Here is a 17,450-nt window from a genome sequence, read left to right as displayed (position 1 = left end):
CTGCGCCGGCTGGTGTGATGGCTGGCTGCGCCGGCTGGTGTGAAGGGTCGAGTCAGGTCCGGTCGCCTGGCAGGTGAGCGGTCGGGATCGTCTCGCCACGCAGGGCGAGCGCGATCGTGCTCGCCAGGACGTCGTTCTCGACCGGCTTGCGCAGGAAGGCGGCGACGTCGAACCGGCGAACCTCCGGCTCGGTCGCGCGGGGGTCTCGCCCGGTCAGGACGATGACCGGTAGCGCGCTCAGTTCGGGCAGGCTGGCGTACCGCTCGAGCACGGTCAACCCGTCGCCTCCGGGTAGCCCGATGTCGAGCAGCACGAGGTCGGGGTTCTCCGCCAGCGCCACGCTGACCGCGGTGACGCCGTCCTGGGCGGCGGCCACCTCGTAGCCGAACGCTCGCAGGCGCAGCATCATGCCGCGTCGCAGGTCGTCGTCGTCCTCGACGATCAGGATCTTGGCGATGGTACTCATGGGGAACCTTTCGACTCGCTCGCTCCTGCTGTTGCGCTGTCTGGCGCGGGGCAACGCGGGACGGTGAACGTCACCGTGGTGCCGTGGCCCGGAGTGCTCGCTGCGCAGATCGTGCCCCCCTGCCGTTCGACCAGGTCCTTGCAGATGTAGAGCCCGAGGCCGAGTCCGTTGCGGCTCTTGTCGGCCTGGTGATCGACGTGGAAGAACAGCTCGAAGATGTGGTCGAGCTCCTCGGGTGGCATCCCGCACCCGGTGTCCGTCACCTGGACCACGACCTCCCTGCTCTGCGTGGTCGCGGTGACCGTGATGAGCCCGCCTGCCGGCGTGAACTTGATGGCGTTGTCGAGCACATTGAGGAGCACCTCGCGGAGCCGGTCCGGGTCGGCGAGCACCGGCGGCAGCTCCTCGTGGTGCTGGCTCAAGGTGATGCCGCGTTGCGTCGCCGCCGGAACGAGCCCGGTGGTGACCTCGTCGAGCACCTCACCCAACACCAGCGGGTGACAGTCGATGTTCAACCCCGGGCCGCCTGCCTGGACCACCTCGAGCAGGTCGTCGATCATGCCTTTGAGCTGGTCGATGTTGCGCGACATGACGCTCAGAAGCTCCGACTGCGCTGGAGTCGGCGGACCGCCCACGCCGTCGGCCAGCAGTGTGGCGAACTGATGCACGACGGCCAGGGGCGCTCTGAGCTCGTGGGACACGTGCGACAAGAAGTCGTCCCGCCGCTCCTCGGCCAGATGCCGCTCGGTCACGTCCCGCCAGGCCAGGCAGATCCCGTCATCGACGCGCGCTGCTCGGATGTCATAGTGCAATTCGGTGCCGATGATCTCGTGGTAGTAGGCGACACCGTCGAGCGAGAGCGGTTCTCCGGTCTCGACCACACGCCGATACGCCTCCAGCGTGGCGGTGCCGGTGTGGCCCGGGAACAGGTCGAGCAACCGTGCTCCGAGCAGTTCAGAGAGAGTCAGGCGGTTGTGGGTGCACGCGGCCGGGTTGGCTTCGAGATACACGAAGTCCACGATCTGTCCGGCCGCATCACGAACGGCCTCGAGCAGGACCTGCGGGTCCATGAGGGAGTCCACCGCGGCGCGCAGCCGGCTCCGGTGGCGCTGGGCGGACTCCTGCGCCAGGACGAGCTCGGTGACGTCCTGGAAGCTCGCAACCACGCCCGCTTGGAGACCGAGCTCGTTGACAACCGGCGCGATGTGCTCCGACATCCATCGCCAGGTCCCGCACGTGGTGCGAAGCCGGATGACTATCCCGGCTTCGGCCGGGTCGGCCCCTGGCGTTGCATACGCAGCGTCTCGCATCACCGCTGTGGCGAGCAGGTCGTCCGGATGGATCAGGTCGCCCAGCGTCGTGCCCACCAGTTCCTCGGGCGTCCAGCCCATCGAGCGGGTCACGGCGGGCGATACCCAGCTGATCACACGATCCGACTGAGTGAGAACCACGAAGTCCGAGGCGTTCTCGGCGACCAATCGATAGTGATCTTCCGAGGCCTGCAGCGCGTTCTCCACATCGACCTCGGCCTGGACGTCCCTGAACCCGGCGACGAGGGCCACGACGGAGCCCGTGTCGTCGGCGATCGGGCGCCATCTCCGCGAGATCCAGCGGTAGGAGCCGTTCGGGCAACGGATGCGTGCCCGCCCGGAGACGGATTGGCCGAACAGGAGGCGGGGGACGCTCTCGTGCGTCCGCTCGAGGTCGTCGGGGTGGGCCAGGTCAAGCGTTTGCTGGCCGACCAGATCCTCGGGCAACCACCCCAGGACGGGCGTGACCGAGGTCGATGCCCAGGTGATGACGCCGTCGGGCGCGGCCTGGAGCACGAAGTCGGAGGCGTTCTCTGCGAGCAGCAAGTTGACCCGGCCCGTCTCAGCGAGGGACAGCTCGGCGTGACGTTGTTCCGTGATGTCACGTGCCGACACCAGAAGACCATCTCCGAACCGTGCGACCGTGAGCCAGACGGAGCCCTCGACCCCGTTCTCCTGGAACCACGGCACGTCGAACGACGCGGGCGTCCCCGAATCGATCACCGCGAGACACGCATCGAAGATCCCCAGCTCGCGGACCGAGGGAAACAGCTCGCACTGTCCGCGCCCGACGATCGCCTCGACCGGCATGCCGTAGAGCCGAGCCGCGGCGTGGTTCGCGAACGCGTACAACAGCTCGACGATCGCGCCGTCCGGGTCGCGGACCGCGTGCAAGAGAAAGACCGGGTCCGGCAGTGCCGCCAGCGCCGCGGCGAGCTCGATCGTCGAGGGCCGCTCGGCTGTGGGCGTGGTCCGGCGGGGGTGCGGCACGCCCGCCGGTTCCTGCGGGGTGCTCATCCGACGGCCAGCCGATCGGCGCGTCGACGGGCGGGGCACGGAAGGGTGAACGTCACGGTGGTGCCGCCGGCAGGCGGGCTCGCCGCCCAGATCCGTCCGCCCTGGGTCTCGATCAGTGCCCGACAGATGTACAGGCCCAGGCCCAGGCCCTTGCGGCTCTCCGCGCTGTTGTGATCGACCTGGAACGACTTCTCGAAGATGCGATCGACGTCGTCGATCGTGATCCCTCGTCCGGTGTCTCGAACGCTCACCTGGACGCTGCCATCCCTCGGCACTGCCTCGACCGCGATCAGTCCGCCCGACGGGGTGAACTTGAGGGCGTTGTCGACCAGGTTCGCGAGGACCTCGTGCACCCGCTCCGCGTTCGCGACCACCAGCGGGAGGTCGCCACACTCCAGCTCCAGGGTGATCTGGCGGTCGTCGGCGGTCCGGGCATATCCGGCGATCGTCTGGGTGAGCACGACCCCGAGCGCGAGCGGCTCGCACTCGAACGTCAGCCCGCCCGTCCCGGCCCTGCTCACCTCGAGCAGGTCGTCGATCATGACCTTGAGCTGTTTGACGTTGCGTTCGACGATCCCGAGGAACTCCTCCTGGTCGCTGGTCAGCGGTCCACCGACCCTGTCGATCAGCAAGGAGGAGAACTGGTGCACCACCGCCAGCGGGGATCTGAGCTCGTGCGAGATGTGCGACAGGAACTGGTCCATCGAGGTGAGTTCCTGCTCCCGTTCGATGTTCGCCGTCACGGTGGCGGTCGCATCATCGATCTGAGCGAACAGGACCGCTTCGCCGTTGGGCTCGTCCAGCCACGACAGCGCGACCATCCCCCAGGCACCACCAGCTTCGCTCGCCCGCAGGGCCATGTTGCCGCGAAGCTCACCCTGGCCGGACTCGATCACCTCGAGAAGGGCGCGCTGGTCGAGCTCGGCAGCGAAGATCGAGATGAAGGGGGCTCCGACGAGCTGGTCAGCTCCGCAGTCGATCAGGCGCACCAAGGCAGCATTGACCCGGGTGATCTCGCCGTGGCGGTTGACGAGGAGCTGGCCGGTGAGCGCCTCGTCGAATACGCGCTGGAAGCGATCCTCCGTGACTCGAAGCGCTCGCTGGGCGCGGACCAGGGCGGCTTGTTCGGTCACCCGGATGTGCGCCAACCTGCCGACGAGCGCCGTGACCATCAGGACGAAGGCAATGGCGCCACCGAGTGCGAGAGCGAGGTTGCGCTTGAAGGCGGAAGCTGGGGCGAGCCCGACCGAGACGGGCAGGGTTGCCGTGACGGTCCAGCCCAGCTCGGGTACAGGCGCGGTCTCAGTGAACTTCCCGTCCACGATGGCGCTCGTGGCGGACCCGGCAAGCGCACGGGTGGTCGCGGCGGAGAGCTTGTGCGGAAGGGGTTGCCCCCGCCCGTCGACGGCCACCTCGCTGAACAGGCCCTCGCCGCGCTGGTCGGTCACGAGCAGAGTCACGCCGTCATCGATGCGTGCACCGTCGACCACCCCGCGGATGGACTCGAGCGACCACAGCACGGTCAGCGATCCGAGCATCTGCGATCCGTCGAACACAGGAGCAGAGATCGCCACGACGAGCGGGGCTCCGGTAGCGGCGCTGCGGTAGGCGGAGGAGACGTACGGCCGGCCCGTGCGCGCCACGCCCTGGAACCAGTCGCGGAAGGAGAAGTCTTGGCCGATCATCCCTGGCTGGGTCGGGTAGAAGGCGACGATCAGCCCGTCGCTGTCGGTCAGGAAGGTGGCAAACCCTCCCGCGGTGCGCGCGAGGGTCGAGAGCTCGCCGTCCATCAAGGCGGGGGGAGCGGGCTTCCGGAGGCTGTCGACCACGGGCGCGTGCTCGGCCGTCACTGCGACGGCGTCCTTGAACTTCTGACCCTCGTGCTCCAGCGCGCGCAGGGCGGCATTGCGGTTGGACTGCACGCTCCGCTCCGCCCCGTTCCGGACGGTTCGGGTCGTCTCGAGGGCCGCGAACCCCGCCAGCCCGACGAGCAGTGCGATCGCCAGCAGCGCCACGGACACCACCAGAGCGAGGGGATGCGTGAGCGGCGCCAGCCGTGACCCGCTCATCCGGGCGTCGAGCGACCGTGTGGTCATGACCGAAGCGGCGGTGGGGGCCAGGCGGACCAGTCGGGGACGAACGGACCGGCCGAGGGGTCATCGGGGACGGCCGCCGCGGGGACCGTCTCGCCCCGCAGGGCAAGGGTGATCGTCCTGGCGAGCACGTCGTTGTCGACCGGCTTGCGCAGGAACGCCGCGACGTGGAACTTGCGGGCCGCCGGTTCGGACGTGCGGGGGTCTCGTCCGGTCAGCACGACGACCGGGATGGCGCACAGGGCCGGGAGGTTCGCATACCGTTCGAGGACCGTGAAGCCGTCGCCCCCGGGCAGCCCGAGGTCGAGGAGCACCAGGTCGGGCTGCTCCTGCCGGGCGATGCTCACGGCTGCGACTCCGTCCTGGGCGGCCACCACGTCATATCCGTAGGTCCGCAGGCGGAGCATCAGACCCCGTCGCAAGTCGTCGTCGTCCTCGACCACCAGAACCTTGGACTGGGTCTTCATGTCGTGACCTTCTGTCGATCGGGTGGTTGTTCGGTGCGGCGCGGGGGCGTGAGCAGCGGGAGGGTGACCGTGATCGTGGTCCCCTGGCCGAGGACGGCGGCGGCCTTGATCGTCCCGCCCTGGAGCTCGATCAGGTCTTTGCAGATGTACAGGCCCAGGCCGAGCCCGTTACGGCTCTCCTCGCCGTCGTGGCTCACCTGGAAGAACTGCTCGAAGATGCGGTCGAGGTCCTGGGGCGGGACTCCGCGACCCGTGTCCGCGACGGTCACCGCGACGTGGTCGTCCTGTGTGATCGCGCCGACCGTGATCTGCCCACCGGCCGGGGTGAACTTCAGGGCGTTGTCGATGAGATTGGTGATCACCTCCTGGATCCGGGCCGCGTCGGCGCGTATCGGGGGGAGGTCGCCGAGCTCGAGGTTCAGACCGACGCGCCGGCGCTTGGCCGCCCAGATGAAGCCCGCGGTCGCTTCGGTGAGCACGCTGCTCAGGTCCACCGCGCCACAGTTGACCGTCAGCCGACCGTTCGTGGCGCGGCCCACCTCGAGCAGGTCGTCGATCATGAGCTTGAGCTGACCCACGTTGCGCGTGACGACGGTGAGGAACTCCTGCTGGTCCTCGGTGAGCGAGCCACCGACGCCATCGATCAGCAGCGACGTGAATTGGTGGACGACCGCGAGCGGAGCCCGCAGCTCATGCGAGACATGCGAGAGGAAGTGGTCCTTGGCCTTGAGCTCGTCCTCGCGCGCGAGGCTCCGGTGCACGTCGGCCGTCACGTCCGCCACGGTCCCGACCCACCCGGGCCTGCCGCCGGGGGACGGGAGAGGTCGGGTGGTGATCAGCACGAACCGGGACTCCCCGCCGGGAGTCGGGATCTCGAGGCGTCGGCCGACCATCGCGCTGTCGTCGTCGACACGCTCCGAGACGAGCTCGGCGCGCTGCTGCGGGGTGAGGAAGAGATCCCACTGGCGCCCGGCGGCGGCCTCGGCCGAGATTCCCGTGACCAACGACCACTGAGGGTTGGTGTAGGTGTACCGCTTCTCGCCGTCGGTCTGGAAGATGCCGATCGGCGCAGCGTCCGTCAGCAGGCGCAGCCGGTCGGCCAACGACTGGACCTCGCCCATGCTCGTGGCGATGTCGCGACCCTTGCGGTACAGGCCGGCGAACGCCGCGACCTTGGCGCGGAGCTCGTCCGGCTGGACCGGGGAGAAGATGAAATCGACCGCCCCCTGGGCGTAGCGGTCGAGGGCGGGGATCTCGTGATTGGCGTTTGCCGTGACGAAGATGATCGGGGTCAGCTCGTTCGCCTGGCGTTGGCGGATCAGCGCCGCCGTCTCGAACCCGTCCATGCCCGGCATCCGCACGTCGAGCAGGATCACGGCGAAGTCCTGGACCAGGACGGCGCGCAGCGCGGCCACCCCGGAATCGGCCTCGACGATCGCATAGTCGAACGGCGACAGCACGGCCGTCAGGGCGAGACGCTTGGCGGGATTGTCATCGACGATGAGAACGGGGACCGATGCCGGGACCGCCCGTGGCTCGGTCATTACGGGGTCGTCTCGGTGTGGGTCGTGCTCCACGGCGCGAGGGTCTGGAGCAGTTGTGCGGTATCGATCGGCTTGGGGACGAAGCCGCTCGCGCCGGCCTCCAGGCATCGCTCGCGCTCGCCGACCACCACCTTGCCGGTGATGGCAACGATCGGGACCGACGGGTTGAACGTCCGGATGTGCCGGATGGTCTCGTACCCGTCCATGGCCGGCATCATGATGTCCATCAGCACGATGTCGACGTCCGCGGCCGACCGGATGATCTCGATGGCGTCGGGGCCGCTCTCGGCGGTCACGACGTCGGCGCTGCATCGCTCCAGCAGTGCCGCGAGCGAGAAGACGTTGCGGAAGTCGTCGTCGACCACCAGGAACTTCATGCCCGCGATCGAACTCGTCGTGGGTGGAACCTGTCGCTGATGGGGGATCACGGCGGGTTTCGGGGCGATCTCTGCGACCTGCAGAGCAGCAGGGACAGAGACCCGTACCGGGGTCGGTGCCGTCTCCTGCTGGTCGAGAGGCAGGTACACGCTGAAGATGCTGCCGCGACCGGGCGTGCTGGCGACAGTGATCTCCCCACCGAGCAGGCCGACCAGCTCGCGGCTGATCGACAGGCCCAGACCGGTGCCGCCGTAGGTGCGCGCCGTGGAGCCGTCGCCCTGGGCGAAAGCCTCGAAGATCAGGCGGTGCTGCTCGGCATCGATGCCGATGCCGGAGTCGGTGACCGAGATGACCAGGACGGACGGCGCTGCTACCAGGGCGGGGACGTCCGTGCTCCAGCCGCCCTCAGCGAGCCCGAGCCGGACCTGGACCGCACCCGTCTCGGTGAACTTGAACGCATTGGCGAGCAGGTTCGTGAGGATCTGGCGGAGCCGCAGCGGATCCGTGACGATCGTCGTCGGACTGCTCGGATCGAGATCGATCGACAAGCCCACCCCCTTCTTCTGGGCGATGGCCGCGAACTCTCGCAGGAGGGTCGCGCGGAACTCCGCGACGGACACCGCGGCCATCTCGACGACGACGGTCCCTGACTCAGCCTTGGCAAGGTCGAGCACGCCGTTGAGGAGCCCCAGCAGGTCCATGCCGGAGGCGCGGATGACTCGCGCGTACTCGACCTGCTTGTTCGTGAGGTTGCGCTCGGGGTTGTCCTCGAGCTGCTCGGCGAGGATGAGGAGGCTGTTGAGCGGCGTGCGCAGCTCGTGGGACATGTTCGCAATGAACTCGGACTTGTACTTCGAGGACACGGCGAGCTGACCGGCCTTCTCCTCGACGAGGTGCTTGGACTCCTCGATCTCCTGGTTCCGGCGCTCGGCCTCCGTCTTCTGCGCGGCGAGCAGGTGAGCCTGGCGGCCGAGGTCCTGGTTCGACGCGCGCAGCTCTTCTTGCTGCGTGCGGAGCTCTTCCGCCAGCGACTGCGACTGGATGAGCAAGTTCTCGGTCCGGGTGTCGGCCTCGATCGTGTTCAGGACGAGCCCGATGCTCTCCGTGATCGAGTCGAGGAAAGTCTGATGGGTCGGGCCGAACGCCGAGAACGAGGCGAGCTCGACGACGGCGCGCACCACCCCCTCGAACAGCACGGGCAGCACGATGATGTTCAGCGGAGCGGCAGCCCCGAGCCCCGAGTTGATCCGCACGTAGTCGCTGGGGACCTCCATCAGCAGGATCCGCTTCTTCTCCTTGGCGCACTGGCCCACCAGGCCCTGGCCGACCCGGAACGACGTCGAGAGGTTGCGGCGCTCCTCGTACCCGTAGCCGGCCTGCAGCTCCAAGATGGGCTCGCCGGTGGGCGCTTCGGTCATCGAGTAGAAGACCGCGTGCTGGGCCAGGACGAGCGGCGCGAGCTCGGACAAGATCATGTTCGCGACGGTCGTCAGGTCGCGCTGGCCCTGCAGCATGCGAGTGAAGCGCTCGCGGTTCGTCTTGAGCCAGTCCTGCTCGACGTTCTGGCGGGTCGTCTCCCGCAGGGTCCGGATCATGGAGTTGAGCTTGTCCTTGAGGACTGCGACCTCCCCGCTCGCGTCGACGCTGACCTGCCGGGTGAGGTCGCCCTCGATGACCGCGGTCGCGACCTCCGAGATCGCGCGCACCTGGTTGGTGAGGTTGGCGGCGAGCTGGTTGACGTTGTCGGTGAGGTCCATCCAGACCCCGCCGACCTCCTTGGTCTGCGCCTGCCCACCGAGCTTGCCCTCGACGCCGACCTCGCGGGCGACCCGGGTGACCTCCCCGGCGAAGGTCTTGAGCTGGTCGACCATCGCGTTGACCGTGTTCTTCAGCTCGAGGAACTCTCCGGCCACGTCGATCGAGATCTTCTTGCTCAGGTCACCGTTCGCGACGGCGGTGGTGACCTCGGCGATGTTGCGCACCTGGCCGGTGAGGTTGCGGGCCATCAGGTTGACGTTGTCCGTCAGGTCCTTCCACGCACCCCCGACCTCGGAGGTGACCGCGGCCGCCTGACCGAGCTTGCCCTCGGTCCCCACCTCGCGGGCGACTCGGGTCAGCTCGGACGTGAGCCCGTTGAGCTGGTCGACCATTGCGTTGGTCGTGTTCTTGAGATCGGCCATCTCGCCGCCGACGACGACCGTCACCTTCTTGCTCAGATCACCGTTGGCCACCGCGCCGATGACCCGCTGCATCTCGATGGTCGGGCGGACCAGGTCGTCGATCAGCACGTTGACCGACTCGATGCTCTCGGACCAGCCCTGGGTGCGGCCGCCGACCGTGGCGCGTTGCGACAGCCGGCCCTGCTTGCCGACCACCTGGCCGACCCGGGCCAGCTCGGCAGCGAGCGCCTCGTTGGCCCCGATGATGTCGTTGAGCCCGTCGGCCACCTTGCCGGGGAGCCCGGTCAGGTCGATCGGCATGCGCGCGGTGAAGTCGCCCGCCTTGACCCGGAGCAGCACTCCCATCAGGACACTCAGATCGAGAGCGCTGGCGTCCGCAGGTGCGAGAGCAGGCACGGGTAACCTCCGGGAGAAGTCGTGACGATCAACCCATATCGGCCCTTGCGGAGAACATCGACCGACCTGCCCTCGAGGATGAGGTCAACAGCGACGCGAGTTTTCGCCCATCCAGTGGATGGACAAGGGGTTCTCATCCTCCGGACGCTGTGCCATGATGCTCAACGTGCCTCTCTTCCAGCTCATTATCGTGTAGCGCGTTCGGCAGACCGCCGAACGCGCAGACCTCCCGAGCCCTCGGGGGTCTTTTTGTTGTCGGGCACCACCCCCGCCTGACAGCTCGTCGATCGCCCGCCCGGCACCACCCCTCGCCGGCTGCTCCTCGCACAGGACACGTGATCGACGAAAGCGGCACCCAGACCTAGACACTCACCTCTACGTCTTGAAGAAAGTTCATCGTGACCAGCGACCGCTCCCCGCTCAGCGCCTTCGACGTCTACGACACGACCCTGCGCGACGGCGCGCAGCAGGAGGGGATGAACCTCTCGGTCGCGGACAAGCTCGCCATCGCCCCGCTCCTGGACGAGCTGGGCGTGGGCTACATCGAGGGCGGTTGGCCCGGGGCCATCCCCAAGGACACGGAGTTCTTCGCGCGTGCGGCCAAGGAGCTGCACCTGAAGAACGCCGTCCTCGCGGTGTTCGGCGCGACCCGCAAGGCCGGGGTGCGGGCGTGGGAGGACCAGCAGGTGCGCGCCCTGCTCGACGCCGAGGCCCCCGTCGTCACCCTCGTCGCCAAGAGCGACATCCGGCACGTCGAGCGGGCGCTGCGCACGACCGCCGCCGAGAACCTCGCGATGATCACCGACACCGTCGCGCTCCTCGTGGGAGAGGGGCGCCGGGTGGTGCTCGATGCCGAGCACTTCTTCGACGGCTACCGCTACGACCCCAGGTACGCCGTCGAGGCCGTCCGGGCCGCCTTCGCGGCGGGCGCCGAGGTCGTCACGCTGTGCGACACCAACGGCGGCATGCTGCCCGACATGGTGGGCCAGATCGTCGGTGAGGTGCGAGCCGCCATCGGGCATGGGCCTCGGCTCGGGATGCACGCCCACAACGACTCGGGCTGCGCGGTCGCCAACTCCCTCGCGGCCGTCGGGGCCGGGGCCAACCACGTCCAGGGCACGGTCAACGGCTACGGGGAGCGCACGGGCAACGCCGACCTGATCGCCGTCGTCGCGAACCTCGAGATCAAGCAGGGCCGCGCCCTCCTGCTTGGCTCGGGCGCGCTGCGCGAGGCCACCCGGATCGCGCACGCGATCAGCGAGATCACCAACATCAGCCCGTTCGCCCGTCAGCCGTACATCGGCGCGAGCGCGTTCGCGCACAAGGCGGGGCTGCACGCCAGCGCGATCCGGGTGGACCCCGACCTGTACCAGCACATCGACCCGGTGCGCGTGGGCAACGACATGCGGATGCTCATCTCCGACATGGCTGGCCGCGCGTCCATCGAGCTCAAGGGGCGTGAGCTCGGCATGGACCTGTCCGGCCAGAGCGAGCTGCTCGGCCGGGTGATGAACCGCATCAAGGATGCCGAGGCCGAGGGCTACACCTACGACGCCGCGGACGCCTCGTTCGAGCTGCTGCTCCGCGAGGAGGTGGGCGGGGAGCGTGTCGCGTACTTCGACGTCGAGAGCTGGCGCGTGATCGTCGAGACCCTTCCAGGCGCACTCGACCACGCCAACGCCGAGGCGACCGTGAAGCTCACCGCGGGCAACCAGCGCACCGTCGCGACCGGCGAGGGCAACGGCCCGGTCAACGCGCTCGACCACGCGCTGCGCCAGGCGCTGCTCACCACGTACCCCGAGATCGAGCGCTTCGAGCTCATCGACTTCAAGGTGCGGATCATGGACACGATGCACGGCACCGACGCGGTGACGCGGGTGCTCGTCGAGACCATGGACTCCGGTGCGGAGACCACCTGGCGCACGGTCGGCGTCGGGCCCAACGTCATCGAGGCGTCGTTCGAGGCGATCGTCGACTCGCTCGTCTACGGGCTGCTCCGATCGGGCATCGTGCGCCGCTGAGCCGGTCATAGGATGACTTGGTGACCACCTCGGCGACAGTCCCCGGCTCCACGCCCCCCGACCCGCTGGCCTCCAGCAGCACCGAGCTCGTCGGCGCCCTGCGGGGCGAGTACAAGGTGCCGGGCGGCAAGATGGTGGCCGCCGACGTCGTCGTCGTCGACGGGGTGCTGACCTCGGTGGCGATCAGCGGGGACTTCTTCCTCGAGCCCGACGACGCGCTCGAACGCATCGACGCCGCCCTGGTCGGGCAGCCGGTGGCCGCCAAGGTCGCCGAGCTGACCGCGGCCATCGACGCCGCGCTCGACGACTCGGTGACGCTCATCGGCTTCACGCCCGAGTCCGTGGCGATCGCGGTGCGACGTGCCCTGGGGCACGCGACGAGCTGGCGCGACCACACCTTCGAGCTGATCCACACCGGCCCGCAGGCGCCCGCGTTGCATGTGGCGCTCGACCAGGTGCTCGCCGAGGAGCTCGCGGCCGGTCGCCGGGGCCCGACGCTGCGGTTCTGGGAATGGGTCGAGCCCGCGGTCGTGATCGGGTCGTTCCAGTCGCTGCGCAACGAGGTCGATCCCGACGGCGCCGCCAAGTACGGGATCACCGTGGTCCGGCGCATCTCCGGCGGTGGGGCGATGTTCATGGAGGCCGGCAACTGCATCACGTTCTCGCTCGTGGTGCCGGCGTCGCTGGTCGACGGGCTGAGCTTCGAGCAGTCCTACGCGTTCCTGGACGACTGGGTGCTCGGGGCGCTGGCCGACGTCGGCGTCACGGCCGGGTTCTCGGGGCTGAACGACATCGCGTCGCCGGCGGGCAAGCTCGCCGGGGCGGCGCAGAAGCGGCTCGCCGGGGGGGCTGTGCTCCACCACGTGACGATGGCCTACGACATCGACGCGGACAAGATGCTCGAGGTGCTCCGCATCGGCCGCGAGAAGCTCTCCGACAAGGGCACCACGAGCGCCAAGAAGCGCGTCGACCCGGTGAGATCGCAGACCGGCCGTCCGCGCACCGAGGTCATCGAGGCGTTCAAGGCCCACTTCCGCACCCGCTACCCGACGGTCGACGGCGCACTGACGGAAGCAGAACTCACCAGAGCGGCCACCCTGGTCGAAACCAAGTTCGGCACAGAAGCCTGGCTCCAGCGAGTCCCGTAGGCCGCCGAACTCGGAGGTTTGCGTCGAACTAGGACCTCAGGGTGTCCTAGTTCGAGGCAAACCTCCGAGTTCGCGGGCTCTGTTGGTTCGCCGGTTATCTCGGGCCGAAGACGGCTTGGCCCGGGCGGACTATCGTCGCGCCTTCCTTGATGGCCAGGTCTAGGTCTCTGGTCATGCCCATCGAGAGGTCCGTGGCCTGAGCCGTGGCCTCGCCGCCCTGGTGGACGACGGCGTCTCGTAGCTCGCGCAGGCGGGCGTAGCCCGCTCGTACCGCGCCCACGTCGGGGGAGTTCAGCCCGATCGTCATGAAGCCGCGCAACCTCAGGCCACCGAGCTCGGCGACCTGCATCGCCAGGTCGGTCGCCGCATCCGGGACGACGCCGTACTTGGTCGCCTCGCCGGAGACGTTCACCTGCACCAGCACGTCCAGCACGCGGTTGGCGTCGGCGCAGCGCTGGGCGAGGCGGGTGGCGATCTCGAGGGAGTCGACGGTCTCGACGCAGGTCGCCCAGCGCAGCGCGGCGTTGACCTTGTTGCCCTGCAGGTGGCCGATCAGGTGGACCTCGACGTCGAGATCCGCGAGCTCGGGCCCCTTCGCGACGAGCTCCTGGACCTTGTTCTCGCCGATGAGGTCGACGCCGAGCCCGATCGCGGCGCGCACGAGGTCGGCGGGGATCGTCTTGGTGGCGAGCAGGAGCCGCACCGACCCGGCGGGCCGGTCGGCCGCATGCTCGGCCGCGGCGATCCGGGCCCGGACCGCCGCCAGGCCCCGGGCGACCTGAGCTGGGGCGTCGTCGTCGGTCATGGGAACGCACCCTAGCGGGGTGTCGGGCCGGGGCCGGGATGCGGCAGGGTAGGAGGATGCGAACGCTGCTCAACCTCATCTGGCTCGTCCTGTCCGGCTTCTGGATGGCCGTCGGCTATGCCCTCGCAGGGGTCATCTGCTGCCTCCTGATCGTCACGATCCCCTTCGGGATCGCCTCGTTCCGGATCGCGAACTACGTGCTGTGGCCGTTCGGGCGCACGGTGGTTGAGAAGCCGACGGCCGGGATCGGCTCGGCCCTCGGCAACGTGATCTGGGTGATCGTGGCGGGCATCTGGCTCGCGATCGGGCACCTGACCACCGGCGTGGCGCTGTGCCTGACCATCATCGGGATCCCGATGGGGATCGCCAGCTTCAAGCTCATCCCGGTCTCGCTCATGCCGCTCGGCAAGGAGATCGTCTCGACGGACGTCCCGTTCGGGGCCCGCTGACCGCTGCCCGGCCGGGGCGGTCCGGGTCGGCCTAGGCGCGGGCGATCGGGGCGACGACGGCGCCGGTCAGCCGGATCAGGTCGACCGGGGCCAGCTCGACGTCGAGCCCGCGCCGCCCGCCTGAGACGAACACGGTCTCGTGGTCCTGTGCGGTCGCGTCCACGACCGTGCGCAGCCGTTGCCGCTGGCCGAGCGGGGAGATCCCGCCCACGACGTACCCGGTCGCGCGCTCGGCCGCGGCCTGCTCCGCCATCGCGGCCTTCTTCCCGCCGACGGCGTGCGCGAGGGCCTTGAGGTCGAGCTGACCCGTGACCGGCACCACCGCGACGGTGAGAGTGCCGTCGACGGCGGTGACGAGCGTCTTGAAGACCCGGGCCGGGTCGACGCCGAGCACCTCCGCCGCTTCCATCCCGTACCCGACCGTGCTCGCGGGGTCGTGCTCGTAGGGGTGCACCACGTGCTCGGCGCCCGCGACGTCGAGTGCCACGAGGGCCGGGGTTCCGCCGGCGGAGTGCTTGGCCGACTTCTTCGACGCGGTGTTCTTCGACGCGGTGTTCTTCGACGCGGTGTTCTTCGACACGGTCGCCGCCCCTACATCGGGCCGACGGCGGTGACGTGCAGGACGGCCTCGCCGGCGACGTCGCTCGCGTCGAGGTCGACGACGGCCTCGATCCGCCAGTCGTGGTCCCCGGCGGGCTCGTCGTCGAGCATCTGGCGCACCTCCCAGCGCAGGCCGTCGGCGCCGGAGCGCTCGGTGATCTGCAGCAGCTTCGGGCCGCGCGCGTCCGGGCCGATGCCGATCGCGTCGTGGTCGGTGTAGAACGGGTCCAACGCGGTGGCCCAGGCCTCGGAGTCCCAGCCGTCGGCGCCGTCGAGCGCGCCGAGCGCGGCGTAGTTCTCCCGCGCGGCCAGGTCGACGCGGCGGAACAGGGCGTTGCGCACCAGCGCCCGGAACGCGCGCTTGTTCGTCGTGATCGGCTTGGGTGCGTCCTCGGTGTCGACGTCGACGACCGCGTCCGACCCGTCGGCCGACGGGTTGCGCAGCCGCTCCCACTCGTCGAGCAGGCTCGAGTCGGTCCGCCGGACGAGCTCCCCGAGCCACTCGACCAGCTCGGCGAGCTCCTCGGTGCGGCTCTCCTCGGGCACGGTCTGGCGCAGCGCCCGGTAGGCGTCGGCCAGGTAGCGCAGCAGCACGCCCTCGGTGCGCTCGAGCGCGTAGTTCGACACGTACTCGACGAACGTCATGGTGCGCTCGTGCATGTCGCGCACGACCGACTTGGGCGAGAGCTCGAGGTCCGCGACCCACGGGTTGGTCTGGCGGTAGGTCACGAACGCGCCCGTGAGGAGCTCGGCGAGCGGCATCGGGTAGGTGATGTCCTCGAGCAGGGCCATGCGCTCGTCGTACTCGAGGCCGTCGGCCTTCATGGCTGCGACAGCCTCGCCGCGAGCCTTGTTCGACTGTGCCGAGAGCACCTGGCGCGGGTTGTCGAGCGTCGACTCGATGACCGAGACGACGTCGAGTGCGTGCGTCGGCGACTCGAGGTCGAGCAGCTCGAGGGCGGCGAACGCGAACGGGGACAGCGCCTGGTTGAGGGCGAAGTTCGCCGGGATGTCGACGGTGAGGCGCACGGTCAGCCCGTGGCCGTCCGGGCGCGGTACCCGCTCGATGACCCCCGCGGCCTTGAGGGAGCGGTACACCGCGATCGCCTGCCGCACGTGGCGGCCCTGCGCGGACTCGGGCTCGTGGTTGTCGGTGAGGAGGTGCTTCATCGCCTCGATCGGGTCGCCCGGCCGGGCGAGGATGTTGAGCACCATCGCGTGCGAGACGGCGAAGCTCGAGGTCAGCTGCTCGGGCGCGGCGTCGCGCAGGCGTTCGTAGGTCTTGTCGGTCCAGTTGACGGCGCCCTCGGGGGCCTTCTTGCGCACGATCTTGCGGATCTTCTTCGGGTCGTCGCCGGCCCGCTCGAGCTGCTTGCGGTTCTCGATGACGTGATCGGGGGCCATCACGATGACCTCGCCTACGGTGTCGTAGCCGGCGCGGCCGGCGCGGCCGGCGATCTGGTGGAACTCGCGCGCCGACAGGTGACGCATCCGGACGCCGTCGTACTTGACCAGCGAGGTCAGCACGACCGTGCGGATCGGCACGTTGATGCCGACGCCGAGGGTGTCGGTGCCGCACACGACCTTGAGCAGGCCCTTCTGGGTCAGCCGCTCCACGACGCGGCGGTACTTGGGCAGCATGCCCGCGTGGTGCACGCCGATCCCGTGGCGCAGCAGGCGCGACAGCGTGCGGCCGAACCCGGGGCCGAACCGGAAGCCGCCCAGCTCGACGGCGATCTCGTCGCGCTGCTCGCGCGAGGCGACGTTCATGCTCATGAGCGCCTGCGCGCGCTCGACGGCGGCGGCCTGCGTGAAGTGCACGACGTACACGGGGGCGCGGTGGGTGTTGACCAGCTCCTCGAGCAGCTCGTGCAGCGGCTCGATCGCGTAGCTGAAGTTCAGCGGCACGGGCCGCTCGGTGTTCTCGACCACGGCGACCGTGCGGTCGGTGCGCCGCTCCAGGTCCTCCTTGAAGAACGTGACGTCGCCGAGCGTCGCCGACATCAGCAGGAACTGCGCCTGCGGCAGCTCGAGCAGCGGGATCTGCCACGCCCAGCCGCGCTGCGGATCGGCGTAGAAGTGGAACTCGTCCATCACGACCTGCCCGACGACGGTCGGGTCGCCGTCCGCGCCGCCCTCGCGCAAGGCGATGTTCGCCAGGATCTCGGCCGTGCAGCAGATGATCGGGGCGCCCGGGTTGACCGACGAGTCGCCCGTCATCATCCCGACGTTCTCGGACCCGAATGCGGCCACGAGCGAGAAGAACTTCTCGCTCACCAGGGCCTTGAGCGGGGCGGTGTAGTACGTGCGCCGACCCTGGGCGAGCGCCACGAAGTGCGCGGCGATGGCGACCAGGGACTTCCCCGAGCCCGTCGGCGTCGACAGGATGACGTGCGCCCCGGTCACCAGCTCGAGGAGCGCCTCTTGCTGAGCGGGGTAGAGCTCGAGTCCCTGGTCCGAGGCCCAGGCGATGAAGGCCTCGTACAGGGAGTCCGGATCCGGGTTGGCCGGCATCCGCGCGGTGAGCGTGAGCGGGCGGTCGGTGAGGGTGGACACCCCCCTATGGTCTCAGGCGG

The 17,450-nt window shown here is 69.2% G+C and carries 12 protein-coding genes; 3 read left to right on the top strand and 9 right to left on the bottom strand.

Annotated elements, in window-relative coordinates:
* Positions 1–52 precede the first annotated feature (52 nt).
* Genes VTA80_RS04070 through VTA80_RS04045 form a run of 6 tightly spaced genes read right to left on the bottom strand, consistent with a single transcriptional unit; the run spans position 53 to position 9,851 of the window.
* The gene (locus VTA80_RS04070) at positions 53–466 is read right to left on the bottom strand and encodes a response regulator (protein ID WP_407344129.1); all 414 of its coding nucleotides are present in this window, start codon (positions 464–466) and stop codon (positions 53–55) included.
* Positions 463–2,793, bottom strand: coding sequence for a PAS domain-containing protein (locus tag VTA80_RS04065; protein WP_407344128.1), 2,331 nt, complete (start codon positions 2,791–2,793; stop codon positions 463–465). Before VTA80_RS04065 ends, VTA80_RS04070 begins: the two co-directional genes overlap by 4 nt.
* Positions 2,790–4,889, bottom strand: a complete 2,100-nt coding sequence (locus VTA80_RS04060; RefSeq protein ID WP_407344127.1) for an ATP-binding protein — start codon at positions 4,887–4,889, stop codon at positions 2,790–2,792. The genes VTA80_RS04065 and VTA80_RS04060 overlap by 4 nt, the downstream gene beginning before the upstream one ends.
* Positions 4,886–5,353, bottom strand: a complete 468-nt coding sequence (locus VTA80_RS04055) for a two-component system response regulator (RefSeq protein WP_407344126.1) — start codon at positions 5,351–5,353, stop codon at positions 4,886–4,888. The genes VTA80_RS04060 and VTA80_RS04055 overlap by 4 nt, the downstream gene beginning before the upstream one ends.
* Positions 5,350–6,897: an ATP-binding protein gene (locus VTA80_RS04050; RefSeq protein ID WP_407344125.1), complete on the bottom strand. Its 1,548-nt coding sequence runs from the start codon at positions 6,895–6,897 to the stop codon at positions 5,350–5,352. Before VTA80_RS04050 ends, VTA80_RS04055 begins: the two co-directional genes overlap by 4 nt.
* Positions 6,897–9,851 (bottom strand): ATP-binding protein, encoded by a 2,955-nt coding sequence (locus VTA80_RS04045; RefSeq protein WP_407344124.1) that lies wholly within the window; start codon positions 9,849–9,851, stop codon positions 6,897–6,899. Before VTA80_RS04045 ends, VTA80_RS04050 begins: the two co-directional genes overlap by 1 nt.
* A gap of 398 nt (positions 9,852–10,249) precedes the next feature.
* Between VTA80_RS04045 and cimA the strand changes: the two genes are divergently transcribed.
* Both cimA and VTA80_RS04035 read left to right on the top strand, forming a co-directional pair.
* Positions 10,250–11,872, top strand: a complete 1,623-nt coding sequence (gene cimA / locus VTA80_RS04040) for a citramalate synthase (protein WP_407344123.1) — start codon at positions 10,250–10,252, stop codon at positions 11,870–11,872.
* Between the two features lie 98 nt (positions 11,873–11,970).
* Positions 11,971–13,020 (top strand): biotin/lipoate A/B protein ligase family protein, encoded by a 1,050-nt coding sequence (locus VTA80_RS04035; RefSeq protein ID WP_407345681.1) that lies wholly within the window; start codon positions 11,971–11,973, stop codon positions 13,018–13,020.
* A 94-nt stretch (positions 13,021–13,114) separates the two neighbouring features.
* Here VTA80_RS04035 and VTA80_RS04030 read toward each other — a convergent pair whose 3' ends face one another.
* On the bottom strand, positions 13,115–13,825 hold the full coding sequence (locus VTA80_RS04030) for a YggS family pyridoxal phosphate-dependent enzyme (RefSeq protein WP_407344122.1): 711 nt from the start codon (positions 13,823–13,825) through the stop codon (positions 13,115–13,117).
* A gap of 56 nt (positions 13,826–13,881) precedes the next feature.
* Here VTA80_RS04030 and VTA80_RS04025 point away from each other — a divergent pair, with 56 nt between their 5' ends.
* Entirely contained in the window at positions 13,882–14,274 is a 393-nt protein-coding gene (locus VTA80_RS04025) for a YccF domain-containing protein (RefSeq protein WP_407344121.1), read from the top strand.
* Positions 14,275–14,305: 31 nt separating this feature from the next.
* Here the strand turns inward: VTA80_RS04025 and ybaK are convergent, their stop codons facing one another.
* Both ybaK and VTA80_RS04015 read right to left on the bottom strand, forming a co-directional pair.
* Positions 14,306–14,854, bottom strand: coding sequence for a Cys-tRNA(Pro) deacylase (ybaK, locus tag VTA80_RS04020; RefSeq protein WP_407344120.1), 549 nt, complete (start codon positions 14,852–14,854; stop codon positions 14,306–14,308).
* A gap of 11 nt (positions 14,855–14,865) precedes the next feature.
* Positions 14,866–17,388 carry a DEAD/DEAH box helicase gene (locus VTA80_RS04015; protein ID WP_407345680.1) on the bottom strand — a complete coding sequence of 841 codons (2,523 nt, stop codon included), beginning with the start codon at positions 17,386–17,388 and terminating at the stop codon, positions 14,866–14,868.
* Positions 17,389–17,450: the final 62 nt, after the last annotated feature.

The sequence above is a fragment of the Pengzhenrongella phosphoraccumulans genome (assembly GCF_045689905.1).
Lineage (GTDB): Bacteria > Actinomycetota > Actinomycetes > Actinomycetales > Cellulomonadaceae > Pengzhenrongella > Pengzhenrongella phosphoraccumulans.
This window is presented reverse-complemented; position numbering and strand designations above follow the sequence as displayed.

Bases quoted from the DNA above. Each gene is read 5' to 3' on its own strand.
- VTA80_RS04050 (WP_407344125.1), bottom strand. From the start codon at position 6,897: ATGACCGAGCCACGGGCGGTCCCGGCATCGGTCCCCGTTCTCATCGTC.
- VTA80_RS04015 (WP_407345680.1), bottom strand. From the start codon at position 17,388: ATGCCGGCCAACCCGGATCCGGACTCCCTGTACGAGGCCTTCATCGCC.
- VTA80_RS04055 (WP_407344126.1), bottom strand. From the start codon at position 5,353: ATGAAGACCCAGTCCAAGGTTCTGGTGGTCGAGGACGACGACGACTTG.
- VTA80_RS04065 (WP_407344128.1), bottom strand. From the start codon at position 2,793: ATGAGCACCCCGCAGGAACCGGCGGGCGTGCCGCACCCCCGCCGGACC.
- VTA80_RS04060 (WP_407344127.1), bottom strand. From the start codon at position 4,889: ATGACCACACGGTCGCTCGACGCCCGGATGAGCGGGTCACGGCTGGCG.
- VTA80_RS04030 (WP_407344122.1), bottom strand. From the start codon at position 13,825: ATGACCGACGACGACGCCCCAGCTCAGGTCGCCCGGGGCCTGGCGGCG.
- VTA80_RS04070 (WP_407344129.1), bottom strand. From the start codon at position 466: ATGAGTACCATCGCCAAGATCCTGATCGTCGAGGACGACGACGACCTG.
- VTA80_RS04025 (WP_407344121.1), top strand. From the start codon at position 13,882: ATGCGAACGCTGCTCAACCTCATCTGGCTCGTCCTGTCCGGCTTCTGG.